This window comes from Rhizobium viscosum (genome assembly GCF_014873945.1).
GTDB lineage: Bacteria > Pseudomonadota > Alphaproteobacteria > Rhizobiales > Rhizobiaceae > Rhizobium > Rhizobium viscosum.
In genome coordinates this window covers 2,199,221-2,225,608 of the sequence record NZ_JADBEC010000002.1, presented here as the reverse complement: position 1 = coordinate 2,225,608, position 26,388 = coordinate 2,199,221, and the positions used below count along the sequence as shown (strand labels likewise).

General features: G+C 59.9%; 26 protein-coding genes and 1 riboswitch. Of the genes, 13 read left to right on the top strand and 13 right to left on the bottom strand.

What is annotated here, in order from left to right:
* Positions 1–29 precede the first annotated feature (29 nt).
* From H4W29_RS31160 to H4W29_RS31145, 4 genes are all read left to right on the top strand, one after another.
* Positions 30–902 carry an ABC transporter permease gene (locus H4W29_RS31160; protein WP_192732606.1) on the top strand — a complete coding sequence of 291 codons (873 nt, stop codon included), beginning with the start codon at positions 30–32 and terminating at the stop codon, positions 900–902.
* Positions 878–1,618 (top strand): ABC transporter ATP-binding protein, encoded by a 741-nt coding sequence (locus H4W29_RS31155; RefSeq protein ID WP_192732605.1) that lies wholly within the window; start codon positions 878–880, stop codon positions 1,616–1,618. Before H4W29_RS31160 ends, H4W29_RS31155 begins: the two co-directional genes overlap by 25 nt.
* A 20-nt stretch (positions 1,619–1,638) precedes the next feature.
* Entirely contained in the window at positions 1,639–3,015 is a 1,377-nt protein-coding gene (locus tag H4W29_RS31150) for an LLM class flavin-dependent oxidoreductase (protein WP_192732604.1), read from the top strand.
* A 95-nt stretch (positions 3,016–3,110) separates the two neighbouring features.
* Positions 3,111–4,184 (top strand): LLM class flavin-dependent oxidoreductase, encoded by a 1,074-nt coding sequence (locus H4W29_RS31145; protein ID WP_192732603.1) that lies wholly within the window; start codon positions 3,111–3,113, stop codon positions 4,182–4,184.
* A gap of 94 nt (positions 4,185–4,278) precedes the next feature.
* On the opposite strand, the gene H4W29_RS31140 is transcribed toward H4W29_RS31145, so the two are convergent.
* Together H4W29_RS31140 and H4W29_RS31135 are read right to left on the bottom strand one after the other, a co-directional pair.
* Positions 4,279–5,874, bottom strand: coding sequence for a DHA2 family efflux MFS transporter permease subunit (locus H4W29_RS31140; RefSeq protein ID WP_192732602.1), 1,596 nt, complete (start codon positions 5,872–5,874; stop codon positions 4,279–4,281).
* A gap of 23 nt (positions 5,875–5,897) precedes the next feature.
* On the bottom strand, positions 5,898–7,109 hold the full coding sequence (locus tag H4W29_RS31135) for an HlyD family secretion protein (protein ID WP_192732601.1): 1,212 nt from the start codon (positions 7,107–7,109) through the stop codon (positions 5,898–5,900).
* Between the two features lie 136 nt (positions 7,110–7,245).
* Here H4W29_RS31135 and H4W29_RS31130 point away from each other — a divergent pair, with 136 nt between their 5' ends.
* Positions 7,246–7,893 (top strand): TetR/AcrR family transcriptional regulator, encoded by a 648-nt coding sequence (locus tag H4W29_RS31130; protein ID WP_192732600.1) that lies wholly within the window; start codon positions 7,246–7,248, stop codon positions 7,891–7,893.
* Positions 7,894–8,060: 167 nt separating this feature from the next.
* Here H4W29_RS31130 and gfa read toward each other — a convergent pair whose 3' ends face one another.
* The 5 genes from gfa to hppD form a co-directional block, all read right to left on the bottom strand.
* Entirely contained in the window at positions 8,061–8,633 is a 573-nt protein-coding gene (gfa, locus tag H4W29_RS31125) for an S-(hydroxymethyl)glutathione synthase (RefSeq protein WP_192732599.1), read from the bottom strand.
* A 281-nt stretch (positions 8,634–8,914) separates the two neighbouring features.
* Positions 8,915–9,547 (bottom strand): maleylacetoacetate isomerase, encoded by a 633-nt coding sequence (gene maiA, locus H4W29_RS31120; RefSeq protein ID WP_192732598.1) that lies wholly within the window; start codon positions 9,545–9,547, stop codon positions 8,915–8,917.
* 40 nt (positions 9,548–9,587) lie between these two features.
* Positions 9,588–10,598: a fumarylacetoacetate hydrolase family protein gene (locus H4W29_RS31115; protein ID WP_192732597.1), complete on the bottom strand. Its 1,011-nt coding sequence runs from the start codon at positions 10,596–10,598 to the stop codon at positions 9,588–9,590.
* 46 nt (positions 10,599–10,644) lie between these two features.
* Complete coding sequence (hmgA, locus tag H4W29_RS31110) at positions 10,645–12,006, bottom strand: homogentisate 1,2-dioxygenase (protein WP_192732596.1); 1,362 nt, start codon at positions 12,004–12,006, stop codon at positions 10,645–10,647.
* A 68-nt stretch (positions 12,007–12,074) separates the two neighbouring features.
* Entirely contained in the window at positions 12,075–13,184 is a 1,110-nt protein-coding gene (gene hppD / locus H4W29_RS31105) for a 4-hydroxyphenylpyruvate dioxygenase (RefSeq protein WP_192732595.1), read from the bottom strand.
* Positions 13,185–13,312: 128 nt separating this feature from the next.
* Between hppD and H4W29_RS31100 the strand changes: the two genes are divergently transcribed.
* Positions 13,313–13,813: an Lrp/AsnC family transcriptional regulator gene (locus H4W29_RS31100; protein WP_192732594.1), complete on the top strand. Its 501-nt coding sequence runs from the start codon at positions 13,313–13,315 to the stop codon at positions 13,811–13,813.
* 14 nt (positions 13,814–13,827) lie between these two features.
* Here H4W29_RS31100 and H4W29_RS31095 read toward each other — a convergent pair whose 3' ends face one another.
* On the bottom strand, positions 13,828–14,289 hold the full coding sequence (locus H4W29_RS31095; protein WP_192732593.1) for an Lrp/AsnC family transcriptional regulator: 462 nt from the start codon (positions 14,287–14,289) through the stop codon (positions 13,828–13,830).
* A 120-nt stretch (positions 14,290–14,409) separates the two neighbouring features.
* Between H4W29_RS31095 and H4W29_RS31090 the strand changes: the two genes are divergently transcribed.
* A complete protein-coding gene (locus H4W29_RS31090) occupies positions 14,410–15,201 on the top strand; it encodes a phenylalanine 4-monooxygenase (protein ID WP_192732592.1) in 792 nt (263 codons plus the stop codon).
* A gap of 180 nt (positions 15,202–15,381) precedes the next feature.
* Here H4W29_RS31090 and H4W29_RS31085 read toward each other — a convergent pair whose 3' ends face one another.
* A complete protein-coding gene (locus H4W29_RS31085; RefSeq protein WP_192732591.1) occupies positions 15,382–16,407 on the bottom strand; it encodes a substrate-binding domain-containing protein in 1,026 nt (341 codons plus the stop codon).
* Positions 16,408–16,708: 301 nt separating this feature from the next.
* On the opposite strand from H4W29_RS31085, the gene H4W29_RS31080 reads away from it, so the two are divergent.
* The 6 genes from H4W29_RS31080 to H4W29_RS31055 all read left to right on the top strand — a co-directional run bounded on the left by H4W29_RS31080 (position 16,709) and on the right by H4W29_RS31055 (position 22,919).
* On the top strand, positions 16,709–17,974 hold the full coding sequence (locus H4W29_RS31080) for an ABC transporter substrate-binding protein (protein ID WP_192732590.1): 1,266 nt from the start codon (positions 16,709–16,711) through the stop codon (positions 17,972–17,974).
* Positions 17,975–18,057: 83 nt separating this feature from the next.
* The gene (locus tag H4W29_RS31075; RefSeq protein WP_192732589.1) at positions 18,058–19,044 is read left to right on the top strand and encodes a carbohydrate ABC transporter permease; all 987 of its coding nucleotides are present in this window, start codon (positions 18,058–18,060) and stop codon (positions 19,042–19,044) included.
* On the top strand, positions 19,044–19,874 hold the full coding sequence (locus H4W29_RS31070; RefSeq protein ID WP_192732588.1) for a carbohydrate ABC transporter permease: 831 nt from the start codon (positions 19,044–19,046) through the stop codon (positions 19,872–19,874). The genes H4W29_RS31075 and H4W29_RS31070 overlap by 1 nt, the downstream gene beginning before the upstream one ends.
* A 12-nt stretch (positions 19,875–19,886) precedes the next feature.
* The gene (locus H4W29_RS31065) at positions 19,887–20,915 is read left to right on the top strand and encodes an ABC transporter ATP-binding protein (protein WP_192732587.1); all 1,029 of its coding nucleotides are present in this window, start codon (positions 19,887–19,889) and stop codon (positions 20,913–20,915) included.
* A gap of 76 nt (positions 20,916–20,991) precedes the next feature.
* Positions 20,992–21,777, top strand: coding sequence for a ThuA domain-containing protein (locus H4W29_RS31060; RefSeq protein WP_192732586.1), 786 nt, complete (start codon positions 20,992–20,994; stop codon positions 21,775–21,777).
* Between the two features lie 11 nt (positions 21,778–21,788).
* A complete protein-coding gene (locus tag H4W29_RS31055; protein WP_192732585.1) occupies positions 21,789–22,919 on the top strand; it encodes a Gfo/Idh/MocA family protein in 1,131 nt (376 codons plus the stop codon).
* A gap of 84 nt (positions 22,920–23,003) precedes the next feature.
* Here H4W29_RS31055 and ribB read toward each other — a convergent pair whose 3' ends face one another.
* From ribB to H4W29_RS31035, 4 genes are all read right to left on the bottom strand, one after another.
* Positions 23,004–23,630 carry a 3,4-dihydroxy-2-butanone-4-phosphate synthase gene (gene ribB, locus H4W29_RS31050; protein ID WP_192732584.1) on the bottom strand — a complete coding sequence of 209 codons (627 nt, stop codon included), beginning with the start codon at positions 23,628–23,630 and terminating at the stop codon, positions 23,004–23,006.
* Between the two features lie 114 nt (positions 23,631–23,744).
* Positions 23,745–23,889: riboswitch (FMN riboswitch) on the bottom strand.
* 106 nt (positions 23,890–23,995) lie between these two features.
* Complete coding sequence (locus H4W29_RS31045) at positions 23,996–24,778, bottom strand: glucose 1-dehydrogenase (RefSeq protein ID WP_192732583.1); 783 nt, start codon at positions 24,776–24,778, stop codon at positions 23,996–23,998.
* 77 nt (positions 24,779–24,855) lie between these two features.
* Positions 24,856–25,593, bottom strand: a complete 738-nt coding sequence (gene tpiA, locus H4W29_RS31040) for a triose-phosphate isomerase (RefSeq protein WP_192732582.1) — start codon at positions 25,591–25,593, stop codon at positions 24,856–24,858.
* A 4-nt stretch (positions 25,594–25,597) separates the two neighbouring features.
* The gene (locus H4W29_RS31035) at positions 25,598–26,386 is read right to left on the bottom strand and encodes an SDR family oxidoreductase (RefSeq protein ID WP_192732581.1); all 789 of its coding nucleotides are present in this window, start codon (positions 26,384–26,386) and stop codon (positions 25,598–25,600) included.
* Between the last annotated feature and the right edge of the window lie 2 nt (positions 26,387–26,388).

The following is a 26,388-nucleotide window of genomic DNA, read 5'->3' as shown; positions in this document are numbered from 1 at the left end:
TTCCATAGCGAAGAGAGGAGATCGCAAGCATGGCAACCACCTGGGATGCAGATAACGTCAAGACATCACGGATATCGCCGCGCGAAAGCGCTAGTGCCACAGCAAAACCCGCGGCTTTCCGCGCCCACCGCAGGCTCGGCCCCGGACGCGAGATACCCTTCGGACTGCAGATCGGCCCGGCACTGCTAGTACTGGCCTGGCTTGCCGGATCGGCATTGGGGTGGATCGATCCGCGCATTCTCTCGGCGCCCTGGACAGTCGTCGAGGCATTCGGACGGTTGATCGCCGAGGGCCGCCTGCAGGACAACTTCGTGACGTCTGCGACACGCGCGTTGCTCGGCCTCAGCATTGGCCTCGTCATTGGCACGGCTCTCGCGGTCATCGCCGGCCTGTCCCGCATCGGCGAGGCGCTGATCGATGGGCCGATCCAGATCAAGCGCGCCATCCCGACGCTGGCGCTGATCCCGCTTTTTATCCTGTGGTTCGGGATTGGCGAAAGCATGAAGGTCACGACCATCGTGCTTGCCGTCATCATCCCCATCTACATCCACACCCACAACGCGCTGCGCAGCATCGACAGCCGCTACGTCGAGCTCGCCGAGACGCTGCGCATGAGTCAGAAGGACTTCATCTTCCAGGTCGTGCTGCCCGGCGCTCTGCCCGGCTTCCTCCTCGGCCTGCGCTTTGCCGTCACGCTCTGCTGGGTGTCGCTTGTGGTGGTCGAGCAGATCAATTCCACCAGCGGCCTCGGCTACATGATCGATCTTGCCCGCACCTATGGCCAGACCGACGTCATTCTCGTCGGCCTCGTGGTCTATGTGCTGCTCGGCCTCGTCTCGGACGGTCTCGTCCGCCTGCTCGAACGGAGGGTCCTGTCATGGCGCCGCACTCTGGCCAGCTGAAGCCTGCCGTCCGCGTCGAAAATCTCGTGCGGTGTTTTGCGGCGAAGACGATCCTCGACGACGTAGAACTCGATATCCGTGAGGGCGAGTTCGTGGCCCTGCTCGGGAAAAGCGGATCAGGCAAGAGCACGTTCCTCAGAGCCCTTGCCGGCCTTGACCACGAGGTTAAGGGAACCGGTACGCTCGAGACGCCGGAAAAACTCTCGGTGGTCTTTCAGGACGCCCGCCTGCTGCCCTGGCGTACGGTCATTCAGAACGTCACGCTCGGCCTGCCGGGTGAAACAGGACAGGAGGCCGGACGCAAGGCGCTCGCCGAGGTCGGCCTCGCGGGACGGGAAACAGCTTGGCCGAACCAACTGTCCGGCGGCGAGCAGCAAAGAGTGGCGCTCGCCCGCTCGCTGGTGCGTGAACCAGCGCTGCTATTGGCTGACGAACCCTTCGGCGCACTCGATGCACTGACCCGGCTAAAGATGCATGACCTCTTGCGGGAGCTTTGTGCAAAACACCGCCCCGCCGTTCTGCTCGTCACCCATGATGTCGATGAGGCGATCTCGCTCGCCGACCGGATCCTGGTACTCGACGAGGGCCGTTTTGTCGAGGATCTGCGCATCGACTTGGCCGTGCCGCGCGACCACGGCGATCCGCGCTTCGCACAGATCCGAACCCGGCTTCTGAGCCGGCTCGGGGTCGATGCCCCCGGCCGCCGCGCCGCCTGAAACCAACGGAGATCCTCATCATGGCTAGTCAGAAAAGACAGATACGGCTTGGCGCATTCATCATGGCAACGGGCCATCATATCGCCGCCTGGCGCCACCCGGACGCGCAGGCCGACGCTGGCTTGAATATCGATCACTATCGCGATCTGGTTCAGACGGCGGAACGCGGTAAGTTCGATCTCGTTTTCGTTGCCGACAGCCCCGCCGGCTGGGAACGCGCGAAGGATCCGGAAGCGCTGCGCCGTACAGCGCAGGGCGCCCATTTCGAGCCGGTCACCCTGTGGGCGGCGCTCTCGCAGGCCACAAGCCATATCGGCTTTGTTGCGACCGCCTCCACGACCTATGAAGACCCCTATCTGCTCGCCCGCAAATTCGCCTCGCTCGACTATATTTCCAAAGGGCGGGCAGCCTGGAACGTCGTGACCACAGGCGCCGATGTCTCCAGGAATTTCTCCATTCCCGGCCACCCTGCTCATGCCGACAGATATGCCCGGGCCGAAGAATTCGTCGATCTGGTGAAGGGCCTATGGGATTCCTATGAGGACGATGCCTTCATCCGCGACAAGAAAAGCGGCGTCTACCTTGATCCGGACAAGGTGCATCAGCTTGATCACCAGGGCCAGTTCTTTAGTGTCAGCGGGCCGTTGAATGTCGGCCGCCCGGTTCAGGGCTACCCAGTCATCGTCCAGGCCGGTGCATCCGAGCCCGGACGCGAACTCGCCGCGCGAACCGCGGAGATGATCTTTACCGCCAACCAGACGCTGGAAGATGCTCAGGAATTCTACTCGGACGTCAAAGGACGTCTTGCCCGCTACGGGCGCAGCCCCGACGAACTGCTTATCAGCCCCGGCATCTTCCCGGTCCTCGGCGGTACGGAAGCTGAGGCCAAGGCGAATTACGACTATATCCAGTCGCTCGTCCACCCCTCGGTCGCCTGGAATATCCTGTCACGCCACTACAAGGGCGTCGATCTCTCGGGTTATTCGCTAGACGATCCCGCTCCGCCGCTTCCTGACAGCACCGAGCTCAACAAGAGCCGCCTCAAGCTGGTCACCGATCTGGTCTCCCGTAACAATATGACACTACGCGAGTTCTATCTGGCGGTCGCCACTGCTCGCGGTCACCGCACGGTGGTCGGCACGCCGGAACAGGTTGCAGATGCGATGCAGGAATGGTTCGACAATGGTGCCGCCGACGCCTTCAACATCATGCCGCCTATCCTGCCGACGGGACTAACTGACTTTGTCGATCAGGTTGTGCCGATCCTGCGCAAGCGGGGCCTCTTCCGTGAGGAATACGAGGGCACGACACTGCGCGAGAATCTCGGCCTTCCCCGTCCGCCGAATGGCTTGGCGCTCAAGGCGCAGCAGCGCGAAGCGGCTCGGGCGGCCGGGTAATCCATCCATGCAGAGACACGGGGCAGCCGCCTCGCAGGAAAGCTCGGCTGCGCTATTCTTGACAATCCAATCATAGAGAACCGCAGGCGCATCGCATGAGCAGCATTCCGGAATTCCTCTGGTATATCCCCAATGCCGTCAAACCCGGCCACCGCGGCGATTCGGCAGCAGAAAACCACAACAGCCTCGAAACGCTGACAAGCCATGCCAAGGCACTCGAAGAGCACGGCTGGAAGGGCGCGCTCATCGGCACCGGCTGGGGCCGGCCGGACACCTTTACGCTTGCCACCGCCCTTGCGGCACGCACCACCACCTTCGAGCCACTGATTGCGATCCGTCCCGGCTACTGGAGACCGGCGAATTTCGCCTCGGCCGCCGCCTCGCTCGATCATCTCACCGGTGGACGCGTGCGCGTCAACATCGTCTCCGGCAAGGACAATCTGGCGGCTTATGGGGACAGCGAGGGCGATCAGGCGCATCGCTATTGCCGCACCAAGGAATTCATGCGGCTGGTGCGAAAGTTATGGACCGAGGAAAACGTCAGCTTTGCCGGCGAGCACTTCGGGGTCACCGAATCCACCGTGGTGCCGCGCATCGAGGCGAAAGGCGAGCGTCGCCATCCGAAGCTCTATTTCGGCGGCGCATCGGAAGCGGCCGAGCGTGTCTCGGCCACCGAAGCCGACGTCCAGCTCTTCTGGGGCGAACCTCTCGATGGCGTGCGGGAACGGATCGACCGTTTGAAGCGTCTCAGCCGCGATCTCGACCGCGACCTGCCGCCGCTTCAATTCGGTCTGAGGATTACGACGCTGGTACGCGACACGACAGAAGAAGCTTGGGCCGACGCAGAAGCGAAGGTCGCCGAAATGGCAGAGAATAGCGGTGCCGGCTGGCACGACCATCAGCGGGCCGTCGCCGTCGGCCAGCAGCGCCTGCTCGACCTTCATCAGCGCGGTGAAGTGCTCGACGACAATCTTTACACCGCGCCCGGCAAATTCGGTGGCGGCGGCGCGGGCACGACCTGGCTCGTCGGTTCCGCCGCAGATGTCGCCCGCTCGCTGCGCAAATACCAGGAGCTCGGCATCAGCCATTTCGTGCTCTCCGACACGCCCTATCTTTCGGAGATCAAGCGACAGGGCGTGCAATTGCTGCCCTTGCTCAAAGCCGCATAACGACGCCTGAGGAGCATGTCTCCATCACCGTTGATCGGCTGCCCGCGACGCAAAAAACAGGCCCATCGGGCCTGTTTCTATTTTGATCGGCACATCAATGGGCGCCGGCGCCTGCGCCTGCCTGCGGCTTCTTGGTCAAAAGCAAGGCAAATGCTGCCAGCGCCAATACGACGCCGATGACCGCAAACGTATCACTGAAACCCATGATGAGGGCCTGGCGCTTGACGATCTGGCCGAGCGCGACGATCGCTTTCTGCGAGGCTACGGCCGGATCGGTAACACCGTGCTGGGTGAAATAGCCTGTGAGCTGGGTTAGGCGGTCGCGCACCTCGTCACGGGTCAAGGTGATCGACTGACCGATGATGTTCGAGTGGAACTGCTCGCGCTTCGTCAGGATGGTGCCGAGCGAAGCTGTGCCGACCGCACCACCGAGATTGCGCAGCATGTTGGTGAGGCCAGAGGCGGCGGCAGCGTCTGCCGGTGCGATGCCGGCCGTGGTGATGGCGGTGATCGGCGTCAGAACGAGAGCCTGGCCGATGGCACGTACAATATTCGGGATCCAGAACTGGTCGCCGGCATTGTTGGCCGAAAGTGTGATGTTCATGAAGCAGCTGATCGCGAAGATCGAGATGCCGAGGAAGCCTATATAACGCGCGTCGAACCGCTTCATCAACACGGGCACCAGCGGGATGAGCAGGAGCTGCGGCAGACCGGTCCAGGCGAGTACGTTGCCAATCTGCTCGGCATTGTAGCGCTGAACCTGGCCAAGATATTGCGGCAGGATGTAGACGGTGCCGAAGAGTGCGACGCCAACCAGCACATTGACCAGCACGCCGATACCGAAATTGCGCTGAGTAAGCAGGCGCAGCTTTACCAGCGGCTTCTTGACCGTGAGCTCGATCCAGATGAAGGCGGCCAGGAAGACGAAGGCCACGATGGCGAGTTTGACGATGAAGGGCGAGGAGAACCAGTCGTCCTTATTGCCCTCTTCCAGCACGGTCTGCAGAGCCGAAAGGCCGATTGCCATGGTGACGATGCCGGCCCAGTCGCCCTCCTTGAGCAGGTGAAGCTGCATCGGTTGCTTTTCAAGTGTCAGAGCGAGAGCAGCCGCCATGAGGAGGCTCGGGATGGTGTTGATGAAGAAGATCGTCTGCCAGCCGTAATTCTCCGTCAGGTAGCCCCCGATCGTCGGGCCGATGGCCGGGGCGAAGGTGACCGACAAGGCAAAGACTGCAAGGCCAAGCGGCTGCTGGTTCTTCGGCAGCTTGGTCAGCACCATGGTGAAGGCCATGGGGATAAGCACGCCGCCGGCAAAGCCCTGCAGGCCGCGCAGCAGGATCATCGTGCCGAGATCATGGGCGAAGGCACAGGCCATCGAAAAGAGCGGAAAGAGGATGGAATTGACGAGGATATAGCGGCGGAACGAGAAAACGTTGCTGAAATAGGCCGTCAGCGGGATGACGACGATCTCGCCGATCAGGTAGGAGGTGGAGATCCAGGCGCCGTTATCGACACCTGTGCCGATGCCGCCCTCGATATCGAGAAGCGAGGCATTGGTGATCTGGATATTGAGGATCGCCATGAAGGCGCCGATCATGCCGGCGAGAACGGCGATCCACTCCCTTGTGCTGGCCTTGGTGCTGGCGCCCGGCTGCGGGATGGCACCTGGTGTTGTTGCGATACTGGACATGACACGATCTCCTGCCCCTTCGCTTAGTTGCTGGCAGCATCGGCCTTGGTGTCGATGCTCGGTTGAACGGACATGCCCGGGCGCAGATCGCCCTTTTCGGCGGCATCGCCATCAAGCACGATCTTTACCGGAATGCGCTGGACAACCTTAGTAAAGTTGCCGGTAGCGTTATCGGGCGGCAGCAGAGCGAATTCCTGACCGCTTGCCGGCGACAGGCTGTCTACATGGCCGTGATAGGTGCGGCCCGGGAACATATCGACCTCGATAGCAACAGGCTGGCCGGCATGGACATCGGTCAGCTGCGTTTCCTTGTAGTTGGCGACGATGTAAGCAGCCGTCGTCGGCACCACAGCCATCAGCTGAGTGCCGGCCTGGACATATTGGCCGACACGCAGCGTGCGGTTGCCGACCGTGCCGTCAACCGGAGCGACGATGGTCGCATAGGAGAGATTGAGCTCAGCCTGATGCGCAACGGCCTGGTCGTGGGCAAGTGTCGCCCTGGCCTGGGCGAGCTCGGCATTCAGAAGATCGACCTGCTTGGTTGCAGCGTCGAGAGCCGCCGTGTCCCGAACGATCGTTGCCTGGGCGGCCGCAATTGCGGAAGCTGCCTGCTGGGCCGTCTGGACCGGGGCATAGCCGCTTGTGGCAAGGTTGGTGTAGCGCTTGTTGTTCTGCTCGGCGAAGGTCTCGTTGGCCTTATCGACATCGAGTGTGGCGCGGGCAGCAGCAATGGTCGACTGTTGGATATTGAGCGATGCCTGCTTGGCATTGACGGTGGCTTCGGCTGCAGCGACATCGGCCTTCGCCTGATCGAGTGCGGTGCGGAAATCGCGGTCGTCGATACGGGCCAGCGGCTGGCCAGCCTTTACAGTTTCATTGTCGCTGACGAGAACGTCGGCAAGATACCCGGAAACCTTCGGCGCGACCGTAGTGCTGTCGGCTTGGACATAGGCGTCATCGGTCGAGACCTCGAAACGGCCGACCTTCCAGTAATTATTGCCGTAATAGGCAGCAGCGGCGATGATGGCGATAGCCGCTACGCCGATCAGCAGCGAGCGGCCACCGCGCTTGCGGGCCGGTGCTTGCGCAGCCGAAGCGGGGACGACGGGATCGGTGACACGCGACGTCGTGCCGGCGTCAAGCGTTGCGGGCGTAGCCTCCGCCGCAGCTTCGGCGGCCGATATATCGGCCGGGGCGGCGTTGTTGTTCAGGGCATGCAGCTTCTTGACGGACATCGTCACTCTCCTTGTGGAAGGTCGCCGTCGTCTCGGCTGCGGCCTTGAAATTCGGCTCAAGTCCAATTTAGGAAACTTGATGTTTTCCAAAATATGCGCTAAAAAAGGGATGTCAACGATAATTTGGAAAATCGCAATGGTCCAAAATCACAATATCGAGAAGAAGCCACGTGGCAGGCCGCAGGTGCGTTGTGACGAGGATACGCGCGGCGTGCTCATCGAGGCCGCCAACAAGCAGTTTCACGAGAATGGCTATGCCGCAGTCAGCATCGCCGCGATTGCCCAGGAAGCCGGCGTTTCGACGAAGACGCTCTATCGCCTGTTCCCCACAAAGGCAGATCTGTTTTCCGAAATGGTCTCGGATCGCACCGGACGCTTCCTCTTGGCGCTCGACCCCGGCACACTGGCGACGGTCGAGCTCCGCCAGGGGCTGGAGCGTATGCTGATGGCCTATGGCATGCTGACGCTTTCGCAGGACACGATCACGATTACCCGCCTCGTCATCGGCGAATCCGACCGCTTTCCCGAGCTCGCCAGCTCTTTCTACGAGAAAGCGATCATGCGCACCAACGCGTCGATGGAAAACTGGCTGCGCCGGCAGGTGGAACATGGGCTGATCAAACTCGAGGACCCACACGCCGCCTGCGGCATGCTGCGCGGCATGATGATCATGGAGCCCCAACGCGCCGCCATGCTGCGCCAGCTTCCGCCGCCGAATATCGAAGAGATCGCTGCGAGGGCGAGAATGTGTGCGGATATTTTCCTCAAGGGATGCACAGCCTAGGACAATGGGGAGCATCCACGCGAAAGACGTGGCCGCTGAAAACCAGGAACTTCAGCTAATGGCAGAGATACCAATCGCCGGATTGTCCGGCGCAATATCATGAAATCTATGTCGCGCCGGAACACCGCCGCGGGGATCGCGACGGCATCCGGCGAATCTGCGCTACATCAGGCCGCGAGAACTCCTGCCTTTTTCGCCGTCCAGGTGGCGATAAGGTCCATCAGGCCCGGCGAAAGGCAATCATAGGGCTCAAGCCCAGCCTCCTTGAGGCGCGAGCGTACGGCGCCCATTTTCCCAGGGTCATATCCGCTTTCGATAATGGACGATACGAAGGCGGCAAAGCCGGGTGCTGCCCAGCCTTTCTCCTGGAACCGTTCGGGATGGACGAAGGAAAGGCCCTGAAAGGCATGGTCGCGCTCGACAGGCCCGTACATGTGGACCCCGCAATCCTTGCAGGCATGGCGCTGGATTAGCGCAGACGTGTCGACGACCGCCAGCTTGTCTCCGTTCTCCAGAACCTCGACGTTGTCAGTCGGCGCCACGGCAACCACGGAAAAGACCGCACCCTGCGGCTTCCAGCATTTCGTGCAGCCGCAGGCATGGTTATGGGCAATATCGCCCTTGACGCGGACTTTCACCGGATTGCTCGCGCAATTGCATATGAGCGTGCCGCCGACAAATGACGCATCGGTCGCCCGGTATCCTGAATCCACGATTGGGTGGATCGCTACATTGTTCATGCGTTGTCTCCTTCCCTTCCTGGGCCGAGGCGGGATGCCGCGGCCAAGCCCTGTGTCACCGCGCAAACCCCTCGACTGCCAGCGCGAGACCTCCTCCGCAAGCGAGTATATCACCACGCCGGCGATATCGTCCGCCCCTCTTCTGCGCGTGAGACAAGATCAGTCGCGCTTATGCGAGCGGACGTTCGTAAGCTTAACCGGCGGTCGGCTCGAGGAGCACAGCGAGATGGGATGCGGGCTCATCGATCGTGCTCACGCACTCCCGCAAACCTGTCTTTGCGTCAGGGTTTCGCGCGGTCAGGATGGGCTGCCTGGAAGGCTGGCAATTTGGCGCATTTGCCATCGATCTCGACGATCCGCTTGAAACCGGACATGTCCACTCCCCAGCGGCGGGCATTGTAGACCTGTGGAACCAGACAGAGGTCCGCCATCGTCGGCGTATCTCCAAAGCTGAACCCGTCGCCGGCCGGATCGATCATCGCCTCCAGCTTGCGAAGTCCCTCCGAGATGAAATGCTTCATCCATTCCTCGCGGGCGTCGCTCTTGTCCGTTACGGTCATCAGATGCGCCACGACATGCGTGTTGCATATCGGATGGATGTCCATGGCGACCGCGTATGCAAAGGCGCGCACTTTCTGGCGATCGGAACTATCTGCCGGCAGCAACCCACATTCCGGCCGAAGCTCGGAAAGATATTCGATGATTGCCAATGATTGAGTCAGTATTTTCCCATCGATCACCAATGTCGGGACGAGCCCCTGCGGGTTGAGCGCCAGATATTCCGGCTTCCTGTGCGCTCCCTCCAACAGATTGATGGACACTGTTTTGTAGTCGATCTCCAGGAGATTGAGCGCAATGCGGACGCGATAGCTCGCCGATGACCTCCAGTAGTCATAAAGAACGACGTTGCTCACTGCAGCCTTGCTCCTCAAAGAACGATTCCGGCTTAAGGAATTATCGGTATTTCTCGACGGTCTGCTCGATCGCCCCGAAGATCGAATGGCCGGCATGATCCTTCATCTCGATGCGGACCTGATCCCCGAACTTCATGAACGGAGTCTTCGGTGCCCCGGTTTCGATCGTCTCGATCATCCGTATCTCGGCGATGCATGAATATCCGTCGCCTCCGTCTTCGACCGCCCTGCCCGGGCCGCCATCCAGCTTGTTGGAAACCGTTCCCGAGCCGATGATCGTTCCAGCCACCAGATTGCGGGTTTTGGCGGCATGGGCGACGAGCTGGCCAAAATCAAACGTCATGTCGATGCCGGCATTCGCCTTGCCGAATGCCTTGCCGTTCAGGCTCACAAGCAGCGGCAGACACACCTTGCCGCCATCCCAGGCCTCCCCGAGCTCATCCGGTGTCACCGCGACCGGAGAAAATGCCGATGCCGGTTTGGACTGGAAGAAGCCAAATCCCTTGGCCAGTTCGTCCGGTATGAGACCGCGCAGCGACACGTCGTTGACGAGCATCACCAGACGGATGGCGCCACGCGCTACATCCGGGCTGGAACCCATCGCAACGTCACCGGTGATGACGGCAACCTCGCCCTCCATGTCGATCCCGTAGGTCTCGTCAGCCACCACGATTGGGTCTCGCGGCGCAAGGAAACCGTCCGAACCACCTTGATACATCAGCGGATCGGTCCAGAAGCTCGCCGGTATCTCGGCGCCCCGCGCCTTGCGCACCAGTTCGACATGGTTGAGATAGGCCGAACCGTCAGCCCACTGGTAGGCCCGCGGCAAAGGCGATGCGGCACCGTGCTCGTGAAACCGGATCGTCGGTTGAGCCCCCGTCTCGATGCCTTCAGCAATTTGTTCGAGCCTCGGAGCCACCTGCTCCCAATCATCAAGAGCTGCCTGCAGGGTGCGGGCAATGTGAATGACTTCGGAGCAGCAGGTAAGGTCGCGGGAGACGACAACGAGCCGGCCATCTCTCGTGGAGTCTTTTAACGTCGCGAGCTTCATATCCCGTTCCCGTGCCTGAGGATGCCTGACCTATTGACGCGATGCCTCACTTGATACCGGGGGTCCCGTCGAACTTGCGTTCCAGGCCCTCCCAGCACTCCAGGTAATTGTCCTGCAGTGTTTCAAGCTCGGCTGCATATTTCGTCAATTGCTGCGGGTACCGTGTCTCGAACATGAAGGCCATCGTGTGATCCAGCTTCACCGGCTTGAGCTCGGAGTTGGATGCCTTCTCGAAGGCAAGTGCGTCCGGCCCGTGGGCAAGCATCATGTTGTGCAGGCTCATGCCGCCGGGGACGAAACCCTCCTCCTTGGCGTCATATTGGCCATGGATCAGGCCCATGAACTCGCTCATGATGTTGCGGTGATACCAGGGCGGACGGAAAGTGTGCTCGGCTACCAGCCAGCGCGGTGGAAAGATCACAAAATCCACATTGGCCGTGCCGGCATCTTCGGTCGGGGCGGTCAGCACCGAAAAAATCGACGGATCAGGGTGATCGAAGCTGATCGCGCCAACAGGCGAAAATGTCCGCAGATCGTATTTGAAGGGGGCATAGTTGCCGTGCCAGGCCACCACATCGAGCGGTGAGTGGCCGATATCGGTGACATAGAATTTTCCGCACCACTTCACATGGACGCGGCAAGGCTTTTCCTTGTCTTCGAACGCGGCGACGGGTGTCTTGAAGTCGCGCGGGTTCGCCAGGCAGTTGGCGCCGATGGGACCGCGGTCCGGCAGGGTAAATTTCGCGCCGTAATTCTCGCAGATATATCCACGCCAGACCGTCTGCTCGCCGCTGCGCAGGACCTTGAACATCATGCCGCGGGGGATGAGGCATATTTCCAGAGGCTCTACATCCATGATGCCCATTTCGGTGAACACCCTGATGGCGCCGAGCTGCGGCACGATCAGCAGTTCACCATCGGCGTTGAAGAAGTAATCGTCCACCATGTCCTCATTGAAGACATAGGCATGGGCTGACATGCCCACCTGGGTCGTGACGTCGCCCGCTGTCGTCATCGTCCTCACTCCCTGAAGAAACGTCAGTTTCTCGGTTGGCGCAGGAATGGGGTTCCAGCGAAGTTGCCCGAGGGGGAGCGAATGTTCGTCCAGGCAAGGCGCGGTTTTCCAGAGCGGGTAAGTAACATTCGAGAAGCGGCCTGTGTGGCGCACACTCGGGCGAATGCGATAAAGCCAGGACCTTTCGTTCGTCCCGCGCGGTGCGGTAAACGGCGAGCCGGAAAGCTGCTCGGCATAAAGACCGTAATTGCATTTCTGGGGGCTGTTCTGGCCTTGCGGCAAGGCGCCGAGAAGCGACTCCGTTTCGAAATCGTTACCGAATCCCGGCATATATTTCAGCTTGGTTGCAGTAGCGGCTTCACCTTCGGAAGCCTGGATCGAGGTCTGGTCCATGCTCATCTCCTCCCCGGAAACTCGGCGGCGCCGCGCATCTCTTCAGACGCGCGGGCAGCCCCAAGAGTTTACTCCGCCGCGGTCCCGATGACACCACGCTTGATCTGATCGGCCTCGATCGACTCGAAGAGAGCGCGGAAATTGCCTTCACCAAAGCCCTCGTCGCCCTTGCGTTGGATGAATTCGAAGAAGATCGGGCCAATCACGGTCTTGGAGAAGATCTGCAGCAGGATTTTCGTCATGCCGCCATTCACCACGCCTTCGCCATCGATGAGGATGCCGTGCTTCTTCATGCGGTCGACAGGTTCGCTATGGCCATTCACGCGTTCATAGGACATATCGTAATAGGTTTCCGGAGGACCCGGCATGAAGCGCAGGCCATTGTCTGCAAGCCTGTCGGTGGCCTCGTAGATATCTTCCGTTCCAACGGCGATATGCTGGATGCCCTCGCCCCTGTATTTCTTCAGATATTCCTCGATCTGGCTCGTGTCGTCCTTCGATTCATTCAGCGGAATGCGGATCTTGCCGCAGGGCGATGTGATGGCGCGGCTCACCAGACCGGTGATGCGCCCGTCGATATCGAAGAAGTGGATCTGCTTGAAATTGAACAGGTTGCGGTAAAAATCCCACCACTTGTCCATGTTGCCGCGGAAGACGTTGTGGGTGAGATGATCGAGATAGTAGAAACCGATCCCCTCAGGATGCGGGTCGCGCTCGCCAAGCCAATCGAATTCCGCATCGTATGCCGACCCCTTCGCCCCATAGATCTCGACGAAATAGAGCAGTGAACCGCCAATGCCGACGATCGCCGGGACGTCGAGCGCCTTGTCATTTCCTTCATAGGGAACGGCACCTTTCGACACCGCGTGATCGAAGGCGTGTCTGGCATCCACGACGCGCCACGCCATCGACGGGGCGCAGGGACCATGCTCTGCGACGAAACGGGCGGCATGGCTGCCGGGTTCGGCATTCAGCACATAGTTGATGTCACCCTGGCGCCAGATCGTGATGTCCTTCGTCTTGTGCCTGGCGACTGGGACATAGCCCATGCGTGTAAAGAGTTCGCGCAACTTCTCGGGTTCGGGATGGGCGAATTCAACGAACTCGAATCCGTCAGTGCCAGCCGGGTTGTCGGCGGTGATTTCGGAGGGCGGCGCATCATGCGGGAAAGGGCCCATTTTCTCCTCCTGGGAATTGGATTTTGACTATGCAAAGTGTGGCCCAAAACGCATGCAAAGTTCTTGCATTCTTCACGCCAGAGGAAGAGATTATGCACGGTTCGTGAGGATTTTGGAGATTTCACGCAATGGATGAACAACTCGACAAATTGGATTTGCGCCTGCTTCAGGAGCTTCAAAAAGACGGCCGTTTGACAAACAACGAGCTCGGGGAGCGGATCGCGCTTTCACCCTCGCAATGCTCGCGCCGGCGCACCAGACTGGAGTCCGAGGGCTATATTCGCAGCTACCGGGCCTATCTGGATCAACAGAAGCTGGGTCTGGATATGCTGGTGGTCATTTCCGTGACGCTTGCGACGCACAACAGGGACAATGCCCGCAGATTTTCGCAGCTGATCAACGGACTGCCGGAAGTTCTCGAAGCCTATGCGCTGACCGGGGAAATGGACTATCACCTGAAGGTGGCAACCCGCGGGCTCGCAGACCTCTCCAAATTCGTCAACGACGTTCTATTGCCCCACGAGTCGGTGCAGCACGTAAAGACGTCGATCGTCCTCGACACGCTGAAAACATTCGAGGGCTTTCCGATACACGTGCCAGGCAGTTGGCATGGCGACAGCACACGTTGATCCGGCACCGAGCGTCATAGCGGCAGTTCGGTCGAGAATTTCAGCTCACGCAACACGAAGCTCGATACGACCGTGCGCACATGCGGGTTGCGCATGAGGTAGCGGGTCATGAAGGCTTCGTAGCTTTCCACGTCCCTCGCCCTTATCTTCAGCATGTAGTCGAAGGCGCCTGACAAGGCGTAGCACTCCATGATCTCCGGCCGCTCCTGCACCACCGAAGCGAAGGATGCTACCGCCTCTTCGTGATGATCCTCCAGTGTCACATGCGCGATGACGCAGAGCTTGAGATCGAGCTTTCCAGGATCAAGCAGCGTCACGCGCTTGCGGATGACACCGTCAGCCTCCAGTTCCTGGATCTTCCGCCAGGCCGAACTCTGAGACATGCCCGCCTTTTCGGCCAGGTCTGCCAGCGAAAGGCTGCCGTCGGCTTGGACGAGTTCCAGAAGCTTGCGCCGAAAATTCCCAGATTCTTTCATTTTTCGCATCCCACTCGGGAATATTTGCCACCACTATGGCGATAGGCACCAGGAAAGAAAAGAAAATCCTCCCAATCCGGGGGATAATGGCGCGAACGCCGTCCCCGGGAGGATCAGATTATGACCAAGGAAAGCAGCTACACCGCCAAATTGCCCGGCCCTGATGGTTTATATGCCTATACCCCCGAAGAGGATGCGATTTGGGGCGAACTCTACCGGCGTCAGATGAAGCTGCTCGCCGATGCGGCCTGCCGTGAATATCTTGATGGCGTCAAAATGCTGGGGCTCAAGCCCGACAAGGTGCCTCAGCTTCTCGATGTGAATAGACGCCTGAACGAAACCACTGGCTTCGGCGTCGAAGGCGTGCCGGCGCTCATTCCGCCCTCACGCTTTTATGAACTTCTGTCGCAAGGCAAATTCCCACTCGCAACCTTCCTGCGCCGTCGCGAACATATCGACTACATCGAGGAACCGGATCTGTTCCATGAGGTTTTCGGCCACTGCCCGATGCTCACCAACCAGAGCTATGCCAATTTCGTGCGGCATTTCGGCGAAGCCGCCGTCCGCCTCGGGAAAGGCTATTCGTGGCATCTGTTCCGTATCTTCTGGTTCACTGTCGAATTCGGCCTGGTCAATACACCGGAAGGCCGTCGCTGCTTCGGCGCAGGAATCGTTTCGTCGCCAAGCGAAGCGAAAGCAGCAATGGAAGGCAAGGCATGCGAATTTCGGCCGTTCGATCTCATGAGCGTGCTGAGAACGCCCTACCGGATCGATATCCTCCAGCCGATCTACTACGTAATCGACAGCTTCGCCGATCTGGAAGCGATCGTGGAGCAGGATATCGAAGGCACGATCCTCAAGGCAAAATCGCTGGGTGATTTCGCCCCCACTTTCGACGCCAAAGCTTCGTGAAACGCTGACGGTATGGCGGTCGCGAGGAGCGAGCTCTGGCCTTTCCTCCACCGATCGCCCAACCTTTGCAGCGCGGACTTCGGTCCCGGCTCGACCTCCTATCTGATCTCGACGTGAGGTAGCTGACGATCACGTAAGACTGCGGGATGACGTCAGCAAGGCTTCACAAAGGCCAATCGCTCAGGTCTGGAGCGCTCGCACCGGCCCGGTGGACTCGCGCAGGATGAGTTCAACCGGCCACAATTCGTGAATCTCCGTCGGCGAACGCCCGGCCAAAAGCTGCAGGACGAGATCGGCGCATCTTGTACCAGCCGCGCGCATCGACGACCGGGTTGCCGACAGCGACGGGACCATATTATCGGCCGTCAGATAGGGAAAGACGTCATCATGAGCGATAACCGAGACATCGCTGCCGATCTGGAGCCCCAGCGAACGCGCGGCCCGATAAATGCCGAGTGCCGTCATCATGGAACCCGCGACAAACGCTGTTGGCCGCTTCGGCTGCTCGAGAAATGACCGTGCAAAGCGGAAACCAAGCTCGTCGGTGAAATTGCCGTTGGCAATCAGTTGCGGATCGACTTCGATCCCGTGGCTCTGCAAGGCGCTGCGGTAACCGATGTCGCGATGCAGCGCATAGGTCGCGCCCTCGCGGCCATTGATCATCGCGATCCTCGTATGACCGAGATCGATCAGATGCGACGTCGCACGGCGCACGGCCCCTTCATTGTCGATATCGAGCCAGGGGTGCGGCACGTCGATGTCTGAACGCCCATGAACGAGAAACGGCATTCCCAACTCGTGCAGCAAAGCGATGCGCTGATCATTGGGCCGAGGCGAATGCATGATGATCGCATCCACCCGCTGACTTTGCGCCAGCCGCCTGTAGAGTTGCATCTCGTCATCAGATTCGGGATTGGCCATCGGGATGACCAGAATATCGGTATCTTCCGTGATGAGACGCTCAGCCATGCCGGCCATGAATTCCGCGAAATGAAACTCGCCGGCGCGCCCCATGACAACGCCAATCGCGCCAACCCGGCCGGTCTTCAGCCTGACCGCATTGACGTTCGGTCTATAACCCAGCCGCACGGCCTCTTGAACGACGCGGGCGCGGGTCACCTCGCTTACCTCGGGATAGCCACTGAGCGCACGGCTGACGGTCGTCGGAGATAATCCAAGTTGTTTTGCGAACTCTTTAAGTTTCATTGACCGAAATGACTTTCATCGCCTGCGCTGCCGGGCATCTATACCATCGGCCTCGCAAATTCCACATTCTATGCCGTCGATTATATTTTCTCAAATCGATTTCAATTTTATTCGCCGTCGGGATGACCGCCGCTACGGTTCGGAAAATCACGGTGGATGGCCTTCCTATTGATTTATAACGATATTCTTCGCATTTGAGCAAGTACTGGTAGCAGTCGAGAATCCGCCTTGACAGGATATCAACCTTCTGACAGGTTTTCCTTAACCAAATCGATTTCAATTTGGTCTTTGGGAGGAGAAAATGAAGTTTCGTTTCACGGCCGCCGCCATCGCGGCCGCGCTTATTGGCGCGTCAGTACCGTCCTATGCCGCCGAGATCAGCATTTCAGCGAGCTCTACCGGCAAGAACCTCGATCTGTTCCGCAAGCAGCTCGATGCCTTCGAGAAGGCCACCGGCAATACGGTCAAGATCGTCACCATGCCGCCGTCGTCCACGGAACAGTTCTCGCAGTATCGGCTCTGGCTCGCAGCCGGCAACACGGATGTCGATGTCTACCAGACCGACGTTATCTGGGCTCCGCAGCTGGCAGACCAGTTCATCGACCTGAAGGACGCCACCAAGGACGTCATCGGCGACTTCTTCCCGGCGATCGTCGGATCGCAGACCGTAAACGGCCGCCTGGTCGCAATACCGCTTTATACGGATGCGCCCGCCCTCTTCTATCGCAAGGATCTGCTTGAGAAGTACGGCAAGCAACCACCGAAGACCTGGGACGAGATGGAGGCAACCGCCAAGGAAATCCAGGAAAAGGAACGCGCCGCCGGTCAGAAGGATCTCTGGGGTTACGTCTTCCAGGGCAATGCCTATGAAGGCTTGACCTGCGATGCACTGGAATGGGTCAAATCATCAGGCGGCGGCCAGATCATCGAGACCGATGGCACGATTTCAATCAACAACGAGAAGGCTGCGGCAGCACTCAATCGCGCCAAGGGCTGGATCGGGACGATTTCACCGAGCGGCGTGCTTGCCTATCAGGAAGAAGAATCCCGCGGCGTCTGGCAGACCGGCAACGCCGTCTTCATGCGTAACTGGCCCTACGCCTATGCGCTGGGCAACGGCGCCGACAGCCCTGTCAAAGGCAAGTTCGACGTGACGACGCTTCCCGTTGCCGCAGAAGGCGACAAGCCCTCCTCGACGCTCGGCGGCTGGAATCTCGCCGTCTCGAAATATTCGAAGAACCCGGATGCGGCGATCGAGCTCGTCAAGTTCCTGACCTCGAAGGATAGCCAGAAGCAGCGCGCTATCGAGCTCTCCAACCTGCCGACCTTGTCCGCGCTCTATGACGACAAGGATATTGCCGCCGCGCAACCGTTCATGCCGAACTGGAAGCCGATCTTCGAAAATGCGGTGCCGCGTCCGTCGGCAGTCGCCAAGGTCAAGTATAACGAGGTTTCCGCGAAATTCTGGACTGCCGTCCATAATACGCTCTCCGGCAGCGGGACAGCCGAAGAAAACCTGGAGCTTCTCGAAGCCGATCTGACGACGCTGCAAGGCAGCGGCTGGTAACCGATCGAGGCGGCAGCGTCGGATCTCCCCCGCTGCCGCTTCCGATAACGCCGTCGTCGATTGTCTCATGAGGCGGATATTCCATGAGTGAAGTTGCAGTCTCCCAAAATCTGCAGACAGGTGCGCTCGCCAAGGCGACCTCTTCGGATCTGAGTTCGGAACGTGTCCGTTCCGCCTGGATCTTCTTGGCACCCACTCTTTTCATCCTCGCCGTCGTTGCCGGCTGGCCACTGTTTCGCACCATCTATTTCAGCTTCACCAACGCTTCCCTGACGAACCTTGGCGACGCCCGGTTCGTCGGATTCGACAACTACCTGTCCTGGATCACCCTGAAGAGCGGCCGTACCGTCTATAAGGGACTGCTGGCCGATCCCGCCTGGTGGGGCGCCGTCTGGAATACGGCGAAGTTCACGCTCTTGTCCGTAACGATCGAAACCGCACTCGGCCTGATCGTCGCTCTTGTGTTGAACGCGCAATTCGTTGGCCGCGGCATCGTGCGCGCCGCCATCCTCATTCCCTGGGCGATCCCGACCATCGTCTCCGCGAAAATGTGGGCCTGGATGCTCAACGACCAGTTCGGCATCCTGAACGACATGCTTCTCGGCCTCGGGCTCATCAGCCAGAAGATCGCGTGGACCGCTGATCCTCAGACAGCGATGATCGCCGTTCTGATTGTCGACGTCTGGAAGACGACACCCTTCATGGCGTTGCTGATCCTCGCCGCCCTGCAAATGGTTCCGGCCGACATTTACGAGGCTGCCAAGATCGACGGCATCAACCCCGTCAGGGTGTTCTGGCGTCTGACCCTGCCGCTGATACGCCCGGCGATCATGGTCGCAGTAATTTTTCGCATGCTCGATGCGATGCGCATCTTCGATCTCATCTACGTGCTGACGCCTAACAATGCCCAGACCAAGACCATGTCGGTCATGGCGCGCGAGAACCTGTTCGATTTCGACAAGTTCGCCTACGGCGCAACCGCCTCCACCGTTCTCTTTCTCATCATCGCGTCAGTGACCGTACTCTACATATGGCTCGGCCGCGTCAAACTCGGGGGTGGGGAACACTGATGCTGCTCACAGCCACCAAGAATACTCTGTTCTATCTGCTGGTCGCCGTCATCGTCATCATCGCGGTCTTCCCGTTCTACTATGCGATCCTGACGAGCTTCAAAGCCGGCACCGCGCTCTTCGAGGTCACCTACTGGCCGACCTCGATCTCGCTGGAAAACTATACCGGCGTGTTGACGACAGGCAGCTTCATCCGCAGCCTCGGCAATTCGCTGCTCATTGCCTGCCTGGTGGTCGCCGCCTCGCTTCTGCTCGCCGTGACAGCATCCTACGCGCTTGCTCGCGTGCACTTCCGGGGCCGAGCACTCTTGATGCTGACCATCCTGTCTGTCTCGATGTTCCCGCAGATTGCGGTGCTGGCAGGGCTTTTCGAGCTCATCCGCTGGATCGGCATCTTCAACACGCCTTTCGCGCTGATCTTCTCCTATATGATCTTCACCCTGCCTTTCACGGTCTGGGTGCTGACGACCTTCATGCGGGATCTGCCGGTCGAGATCGAAGAGGCCGCCATCGTCGATGGCGCCTCCCCCTGGGTCATCATCACGCAGGTGTTCATGCCGCTGATGTGGCCGGCCCTTGTCACGACAGGCCTGCTTGCCTTCATCACCGCCTGGAATGAATTTCTGTTCGCCCTGACTTTCACCTCGTCGGATGCGCAACGGACGGTGCCGGTGGCGATCGCTCTGCTTTCGGGCGGCAGTCAGTTCGAAATCCCCTGGGGCAATATCATGGCGGCATCGGTCATCGTCACCGTGCCCGTCGTCATCCTTGTTCTTATTTTTCAACGCCGGATCATTTCCGGGCTGACGGCCGGTGGCGTCAAAGGCTGAGGAAAGCGCGATATGGCACAAATTAGATTAGACAATATCCGCAAGAGCTTCGGCGCATTCGAAGTCATCAAGGGCGTCAGCATGGACATCCGCAAGGGCGAGTTCATGGTCTTCGTCGGTCCCTCCGGCTGCGGCAAGTCCACCTTGCTGCGCCTGATCTCGGGACTGGAGGACATAACATCAGGCACGCTTTCCTTCGATGGCGAGCCGGTCAATCGTCTTTCCCCGTCGAAGCGCGGAATCGCAATGGTCTTCCAGTCCTACGCGCTCTATCCGCATATGACGGTATACGAAAATATGGCCTTCGGCATGAAGCTTTCCGGCCGAACCAGGGAAGAATGCAAGGCGCGGGTCGAACAGGCAGCCGGCATGCTGCAGCTCTCGCCCTACCTGGAGCGCCTGCCGCGCCAGCTTTCGGGCGGCCAGCGTCAGCGTGTCGCCATCGGCCGCGCCATCGTTCGTGACCCGAAGGTCTTCCTGTTCGATGAACCCTTGTCGAACCTCGATGCAGCGTTGCGCGTCGCCACAAGGCTGGAGATCGCCAAGCTTCACCGCGGCATGCATGACACGACGATGATCTATGTCACCCATGATCAGGTCGAAGCCATGACCCTTGCCGATCGCATCTGCGTTCTTCGCGATGGCGTCGTCGAGCAGGTCGGAACTCCGATCGAACTCTACGAGACCCCGAATTCGATCTTCGTTGCCGGTTTCATCGGCTCGCCGAAGATGAACTTTCTCTCCGGTCCGTTTGCAGCACCCCATAATGCCCACACGATCGGGGTCAGGGCCGAACATATCGAGTTTAGAGATCAGGATCCTGCCTGGACAGGTACCGTCATCCATTCCGAAATCCTCGGCTCGGACAGTTTCGTCTATCTCGACATCGGCTCCGCAGAACCGCTCATCGTTCGAGAGACCGGCGTGTCCAGCCATCAGCCCGGCCAACAATTGGGCGTATCGCCCATCAACGGCCGCATTCACCGCTTCGACCAATCCGGACGCGCGCTCGAAAGAGTTCCTTTCAAGGGCGCTGCCTGAACAACCCATCAAACAAACAGGATCTGACCGCTTCCCATCGGTTCCGGTCCGCTACTTGCTGCAAAGGAGCATAGTCATGGCCATTCGCACCGTCGTATGGGGAGAGAACATCCATGAGACAACCAATGAGATCGTCCGGGGCATCTACCCTGAAGGCATGCACACGACGATTGCCAAGGCGCTGAACAGCGATCCGGCGATTTCGGCGACCACGGCGACGCTGCAGGAGCCCGAGCATGGGCTCACCGAAGCACGCCTTGCGGAGACCGATGTCCTGACCTGGTGGGGTCACAAGGACCATGGTGCGGTCTCCGACGTCGTCGTCGAGCGCGTCGCCAGGCGGGTGTGGGAAGGCATGGGCCTCTTGGTGCTGCATTCCGGCCATTTCTCCAAGATCTTCAAGCGGCTGATGGGCACGCCCTGCGCGCTCAAGTGGCGCGAGGCGGGCGAGCGCGAGCGTCTGTGGACGATCAACCAACGCCATCCGATCGCAGCCGGTATCGGCGAACATTTCGAGCTTGAAAACGAGGAAATGTATGGCGAGCAGTTCTCCGTGCCGGAGCCATTGGAAACGGTGTTCATCTCCTGGTTCCAGGGCGGCGAAGTGTTCCGCTCGGGGCTGACTTGGCGGCGCGGTGCCGGCAACATCTTCTATTTCCGTCCGGGCCACGAAACCTACCCGACCTATCACGATGCAAACGTGCAGAAGGTGCTGATCAACGGCGTGAAGTGGGCCTATAACCCGCAAGGCGACCTGAAGAGCATCACCGATGCTCCAAATGTGCCGGTAGAGAAGGCACTGGAGCCGATCGTCGAACGCGGCCCGAGACTGCACCAGGCCGGCGAAGCCGGTTACCGCTGAGGAGAATAGCAATGCGTCTACTCGTTCTTGGCACGGGCATGATGGCCAAAAGCCAGGTCGCCGGCTTCCTCGCGATCGATGGTGTCGAAGTGGTCGGCGCCGTCGATACGGATCGGACCCGGCTCGATGAATTCGCCGATCATTTCAACATCGAAAAGCGCTTCGGCACGCTCGACGAGGCGATCGCCTGGGGTGAATTTGATGCAGCCACAAACGTCACGCCCGACCGCATCCACCACGCGACGAGCCTCGCGCTGATCGCCGCCGGCAAGCATGTCTTTTGCGAAAAACCGCTGGCGGAGAACTATGCGCACGCGCTTGAGATGACGGAAGCGGCGGAAGCGGCCGGCGTCATCAACATGGTCAACCTCACCTACCGCAATGTCGCACCGCTGCAGCGGGCCCGTGAGATGGTACTCGCCGGCGAACTTGGCACAATCAAGCATGTGGAGGCCTCCTACCTGCAGAGCTGGCTCGTGTCGCGCGCCTGGGGCGACTGGCGCACGGAATCGCGCTGGCTGTGGCGTCTTTCCACCGGTCACGGTTCGAACGGCGTGCTTGGCGATGTCGGCATTCATATCCTCGATTTCGCCGCCTATGGCGCGGCGACCGACATCGATCACGTTTTTGCGCGGCTGAAGACTTTCAACAAGGCGCCGGGCGGGCAGATCGGCGAGTATATGCTCGATGCCAATGACAGTTTCACCATGTCGGTCGATTTCGCCAATGGCGCCCTCGGCGTCATCCATGCCAGCCGCTGGGCGACCGGGCATCTGAACGAGCTCAGGCTGCGCATCTATGGCGAGAAGGGCAGTCTCGAGGTCATCCATCGTCCTGACGGCTCGGACCTTCGCGGCTGCCTCGGCGACGACATTGAAAGCGCCACTTGGCGTGACATCGAGGTGCCGGCAGTCCCGACCAACTATCAACGCTTTGCCGAAGCGGTCAGGAGCGGCAAGCAGGACGATCCCACCTTCCGCCATGCCGCCAACCTGCAGAAGGTCATCGACCTCGCGATCGTTTCGGAGAAAGAACGTCGGGAGTTCAATCTGCTGGCCGCTGATACCCCAGAGAGCACGGTCGGCCAGGGGCCGGAAAGCAAGGGCGACGATCAGGGACCGGCATTGGCACTCGTCGTCTGATGGCTTGGTGAAACATCGAAGGCCCGAATGATCGGGCCTTCTTTGAAGCGGTAGAGCTCGCTCTGCTTACTGCACAACCGGCAGCTAGGCAGCCTTACCAGGCGCACTGACGCCCCGATAGGCGATGAGATCCTCGATGGTGATCAGATGGAGGCCGTGCCGTTCGGCAAACTGCTCAAGCTCGGGCAGGCGCGCCATCGTGCCATCATCATTGGCCACTTCGCAGATGACACCTGACGGAGAAAGGTCGGCGAGCCTTGCGAGATCGACAGCAGCCTCGGTATGGCCGGGACGAGAAAGAACGCCGTTCGGATGCGCACGCAACGGGAAGATATGGCCGGGCCGTGCAAAATCCTCAGGGCGGGAATTCTCGCCGATGAGGGCGCGAACGGTTGCGGCGCGGTCAGCTGCGGAAATACCGGTCGTCGTTTCAGGGATATAGTCAACCGAGACGGTGAACGCCGTCTTCAAGAGTTCGGTATTGTTGGGGACCATCTGCGGGATCTGCAGTTCATCCAGCCGCTCACCTTCCATCGCCACGCAGATGAGGCCGCGGGCGTAATTCATCATAAACGCGATCGCCTGCGGGGTGATCGCTTCGGATGCAATGACGAGGTCGCCCTCGTTTTCCCGATCGCGATCATCGACGACAACCACGATCTCGCCCCGCGCAATCGCGGCGATCGCATCTTCTATCTTGGAAATTGCCATTTCTCTGCCTTTCAAGGGTTAGCCGCGTGAGCGGCATTCATGGCCTGTCAAAGCCACCATTTTCCCTTGGGCGAACAAGCATATGAAACGCCGCGTGCCGAGCGGCGCCCCCTGCGTTGCTCTCTTCCATCCGGACTGTGACCGTCGGCTCCGGCATCTCACCGGATCTGCTGACCCTTCGCTTTCACGAAGGCGCTCGCGGGCTCCGAGTTGCCTCGATACCGCCGGTGGGGAATTGCACCCCGCCCTGAGAACATTGCTTATGTAAATGACGAATGGCTTGTTCTGCAAGAGGTTGGGTGCAGATCGCCTCGCGAGAATTGCCTCCCGGTGATGAAAGCACCGTTTCCTATTGTCGAACAGCGCTAGGACATGATCAGCCCGCCATCGACATTGATGGTCTGGCCGGTGATATAGGCCGCGTCGTCACTTGCAAGAAAGGTGACAAGACCAGCGACGTCTTCGCCCGATCCGGCGCGCTTCATCGGGATGCCTTCGACCCATTCTTTCATGAGTTCGCCGGGTGCGTAGTTGCCGAGCAGCTTGCCCCATGCCTGGTCGTTATAGGCCCACATGTCGGTTTCGATTATGCCCGGGCAGAAGGCGTTGACGGTGATGCCGTCAGTCGCGACTTCCTTGGCAAGGCTCTGGGTGATGCCGACGACGCCCATCTTCGAGGCAGCATAATGCGGCGTATAGATGAAGCCGTCTCGTGCCTGTCCGGACGCCGTGTTGATGATGCGTCCGCCGCGACCATGTTTGCGCATGCGGGCGATCGCTTCCTGGGCGCAGAGGAACACGCCCTTGGTATTGACCGCCATGACCTTGTCCCACTCGCCCTCGGTCATGTCTTCGATACGGGCGATGGTGATGACACCGGCATTCTGGATGGAGACGTGGACAGCGCCGAAGGCCTCCTCAGCTGCATCAAAGAGAGCTTTGACGCTTGCCTTGTCGGTGACGTCGCCAACAAAGGAGATTGCCTTTGCGCCATCGGCCTTGATCTGCTCGGCAACGGCATGCACGCTCTCCTCGTTGGCGGAGACCACGAGATTGGCGCCCTCGCGTGCAAAGCGTTTGGCAATCGCCGCACCGATACCGCGGCTTGCGCCGGTAATGACGACAGTCTTGTTTTCGAAACGCTGCATTCTCTTTTTCCTTTCAGGGATGCCTGCGTCAGCGCGCCGATCGGCAAACCGGCGACACTCGCCTCCTCACTCAAACTTCAAACGGCTGCAGAGATAATCCCGGCGAATTCTGATGCCTTCAGCGAAGCGCCGCCGACCAGTGCTCCATCCACATTGCGAAGCCCGAAAATCGCTTCGGCATTGGATGACTTGACCGAACCGCCATAGAGGATTCTGACCGAGTTACCATCGCTCCCCAGCCGCTCTTCGAGCATCTGCCGGATCGCGGCATGGACCTCCTCAATCTGCTCGTTGGTCGGCACCAACCCGGTTCCTATCGCCCATACAGGTTCGTAGGCGATGACGAGATTTGCGCTCGTCGCTCCCTCGGGAACGGATTCTCTCAGTTGCTCGCCAACCACTTCGATCGCCCGTCCTTCATCCCGCTCATGTCGCGTTTCACCGACGCAGACGATCGCGATCAAGCCCCCGCGATGCGCGGCGACCGCCTTTGCACGGACGATCTCATCGTCTTCGCCATGAGACACACGGCGCTCGGAATGTCCGAGGATGACATAGCGCGCACCGATATCGGCGAGCATTTCGGCCGAGACGTCGCCCGTATGGGCGCCTGACTGCTGCGCATGACAATCCTGCGCGCCGATGACCAGGTTCGAATCCTTGACCCGCTCTACAGCGCGATCAATCAGCGTGAAGGGCGGGCAGACGACGATATCGCACGTCGCACTGCCCGTTAGTCCCTTCAGCGCCTCGATCTCAGCTTGGGAGGAGACGAGACCGTTCATTTTCCAATTGCCTGCAACGAGCTTGCGCATGAGATCACCAGCAGCAGAAGCCGCCGTCGACAAGCAGATCGACGCCCGTCACGAAGCTTGCAGCATTCGACAGCAGGAAGACGGCCGGACCGACCATCTCGTCGACGCCAGCCATGCGCTGCATCGGCGTCTGCTCTTCGAAGAGCTTGGTCTGATGCACCATCTCCGGGCGCGTGTTCATCGGCGTTGCGGTATAGCCCGGCGAAATCGTGTTGACGCGGATACCGCGCCCGACCCACTCCATGGCCAGCGACTTGGACATATGGATCACGCCGGCTTTGGAAGCGTTGTAATGCGCCTGGCTGAGGCCGCGATTGACGATAACGCCGGACATGGAGGCGATGTTGACGATCGACCCGCGGCCGTTCTTCAGCATGGCGCGCGCTTCCGCCTGACAGGACAGGAAGACGCCCTTCAGATTTATGTCCATCAGTGTCTGGTACTGGTCCTCTTCCATTTCCTCGGCGGGATTGGCATTGGCGATGCCGGCCGCATTGACTGCAAGCGAGAGGGCGCCGAGATCTGCTTCGGTGCGGGCGACCGCATCGGCCAGAGACGACTTGCTGGTGACATCGGCGGCAATCTCGATCGAGCGACGGCCGGCTGACCGGATATGGCTGGCGGTGGTGGCAAGACCGTCATCAGTGCGGCGATCGAGAAGCGCTACGTCGGCGCCGCACTGGGCAAGACCGATCGCGATCCTTTGCCCGATACCGCTGCCGGCGCCGGTCACGATGGCGACCTGGCCGCTGAGATCAAATAGTTTTGGTGCGTTCAGAGAGATGTCGGACACCG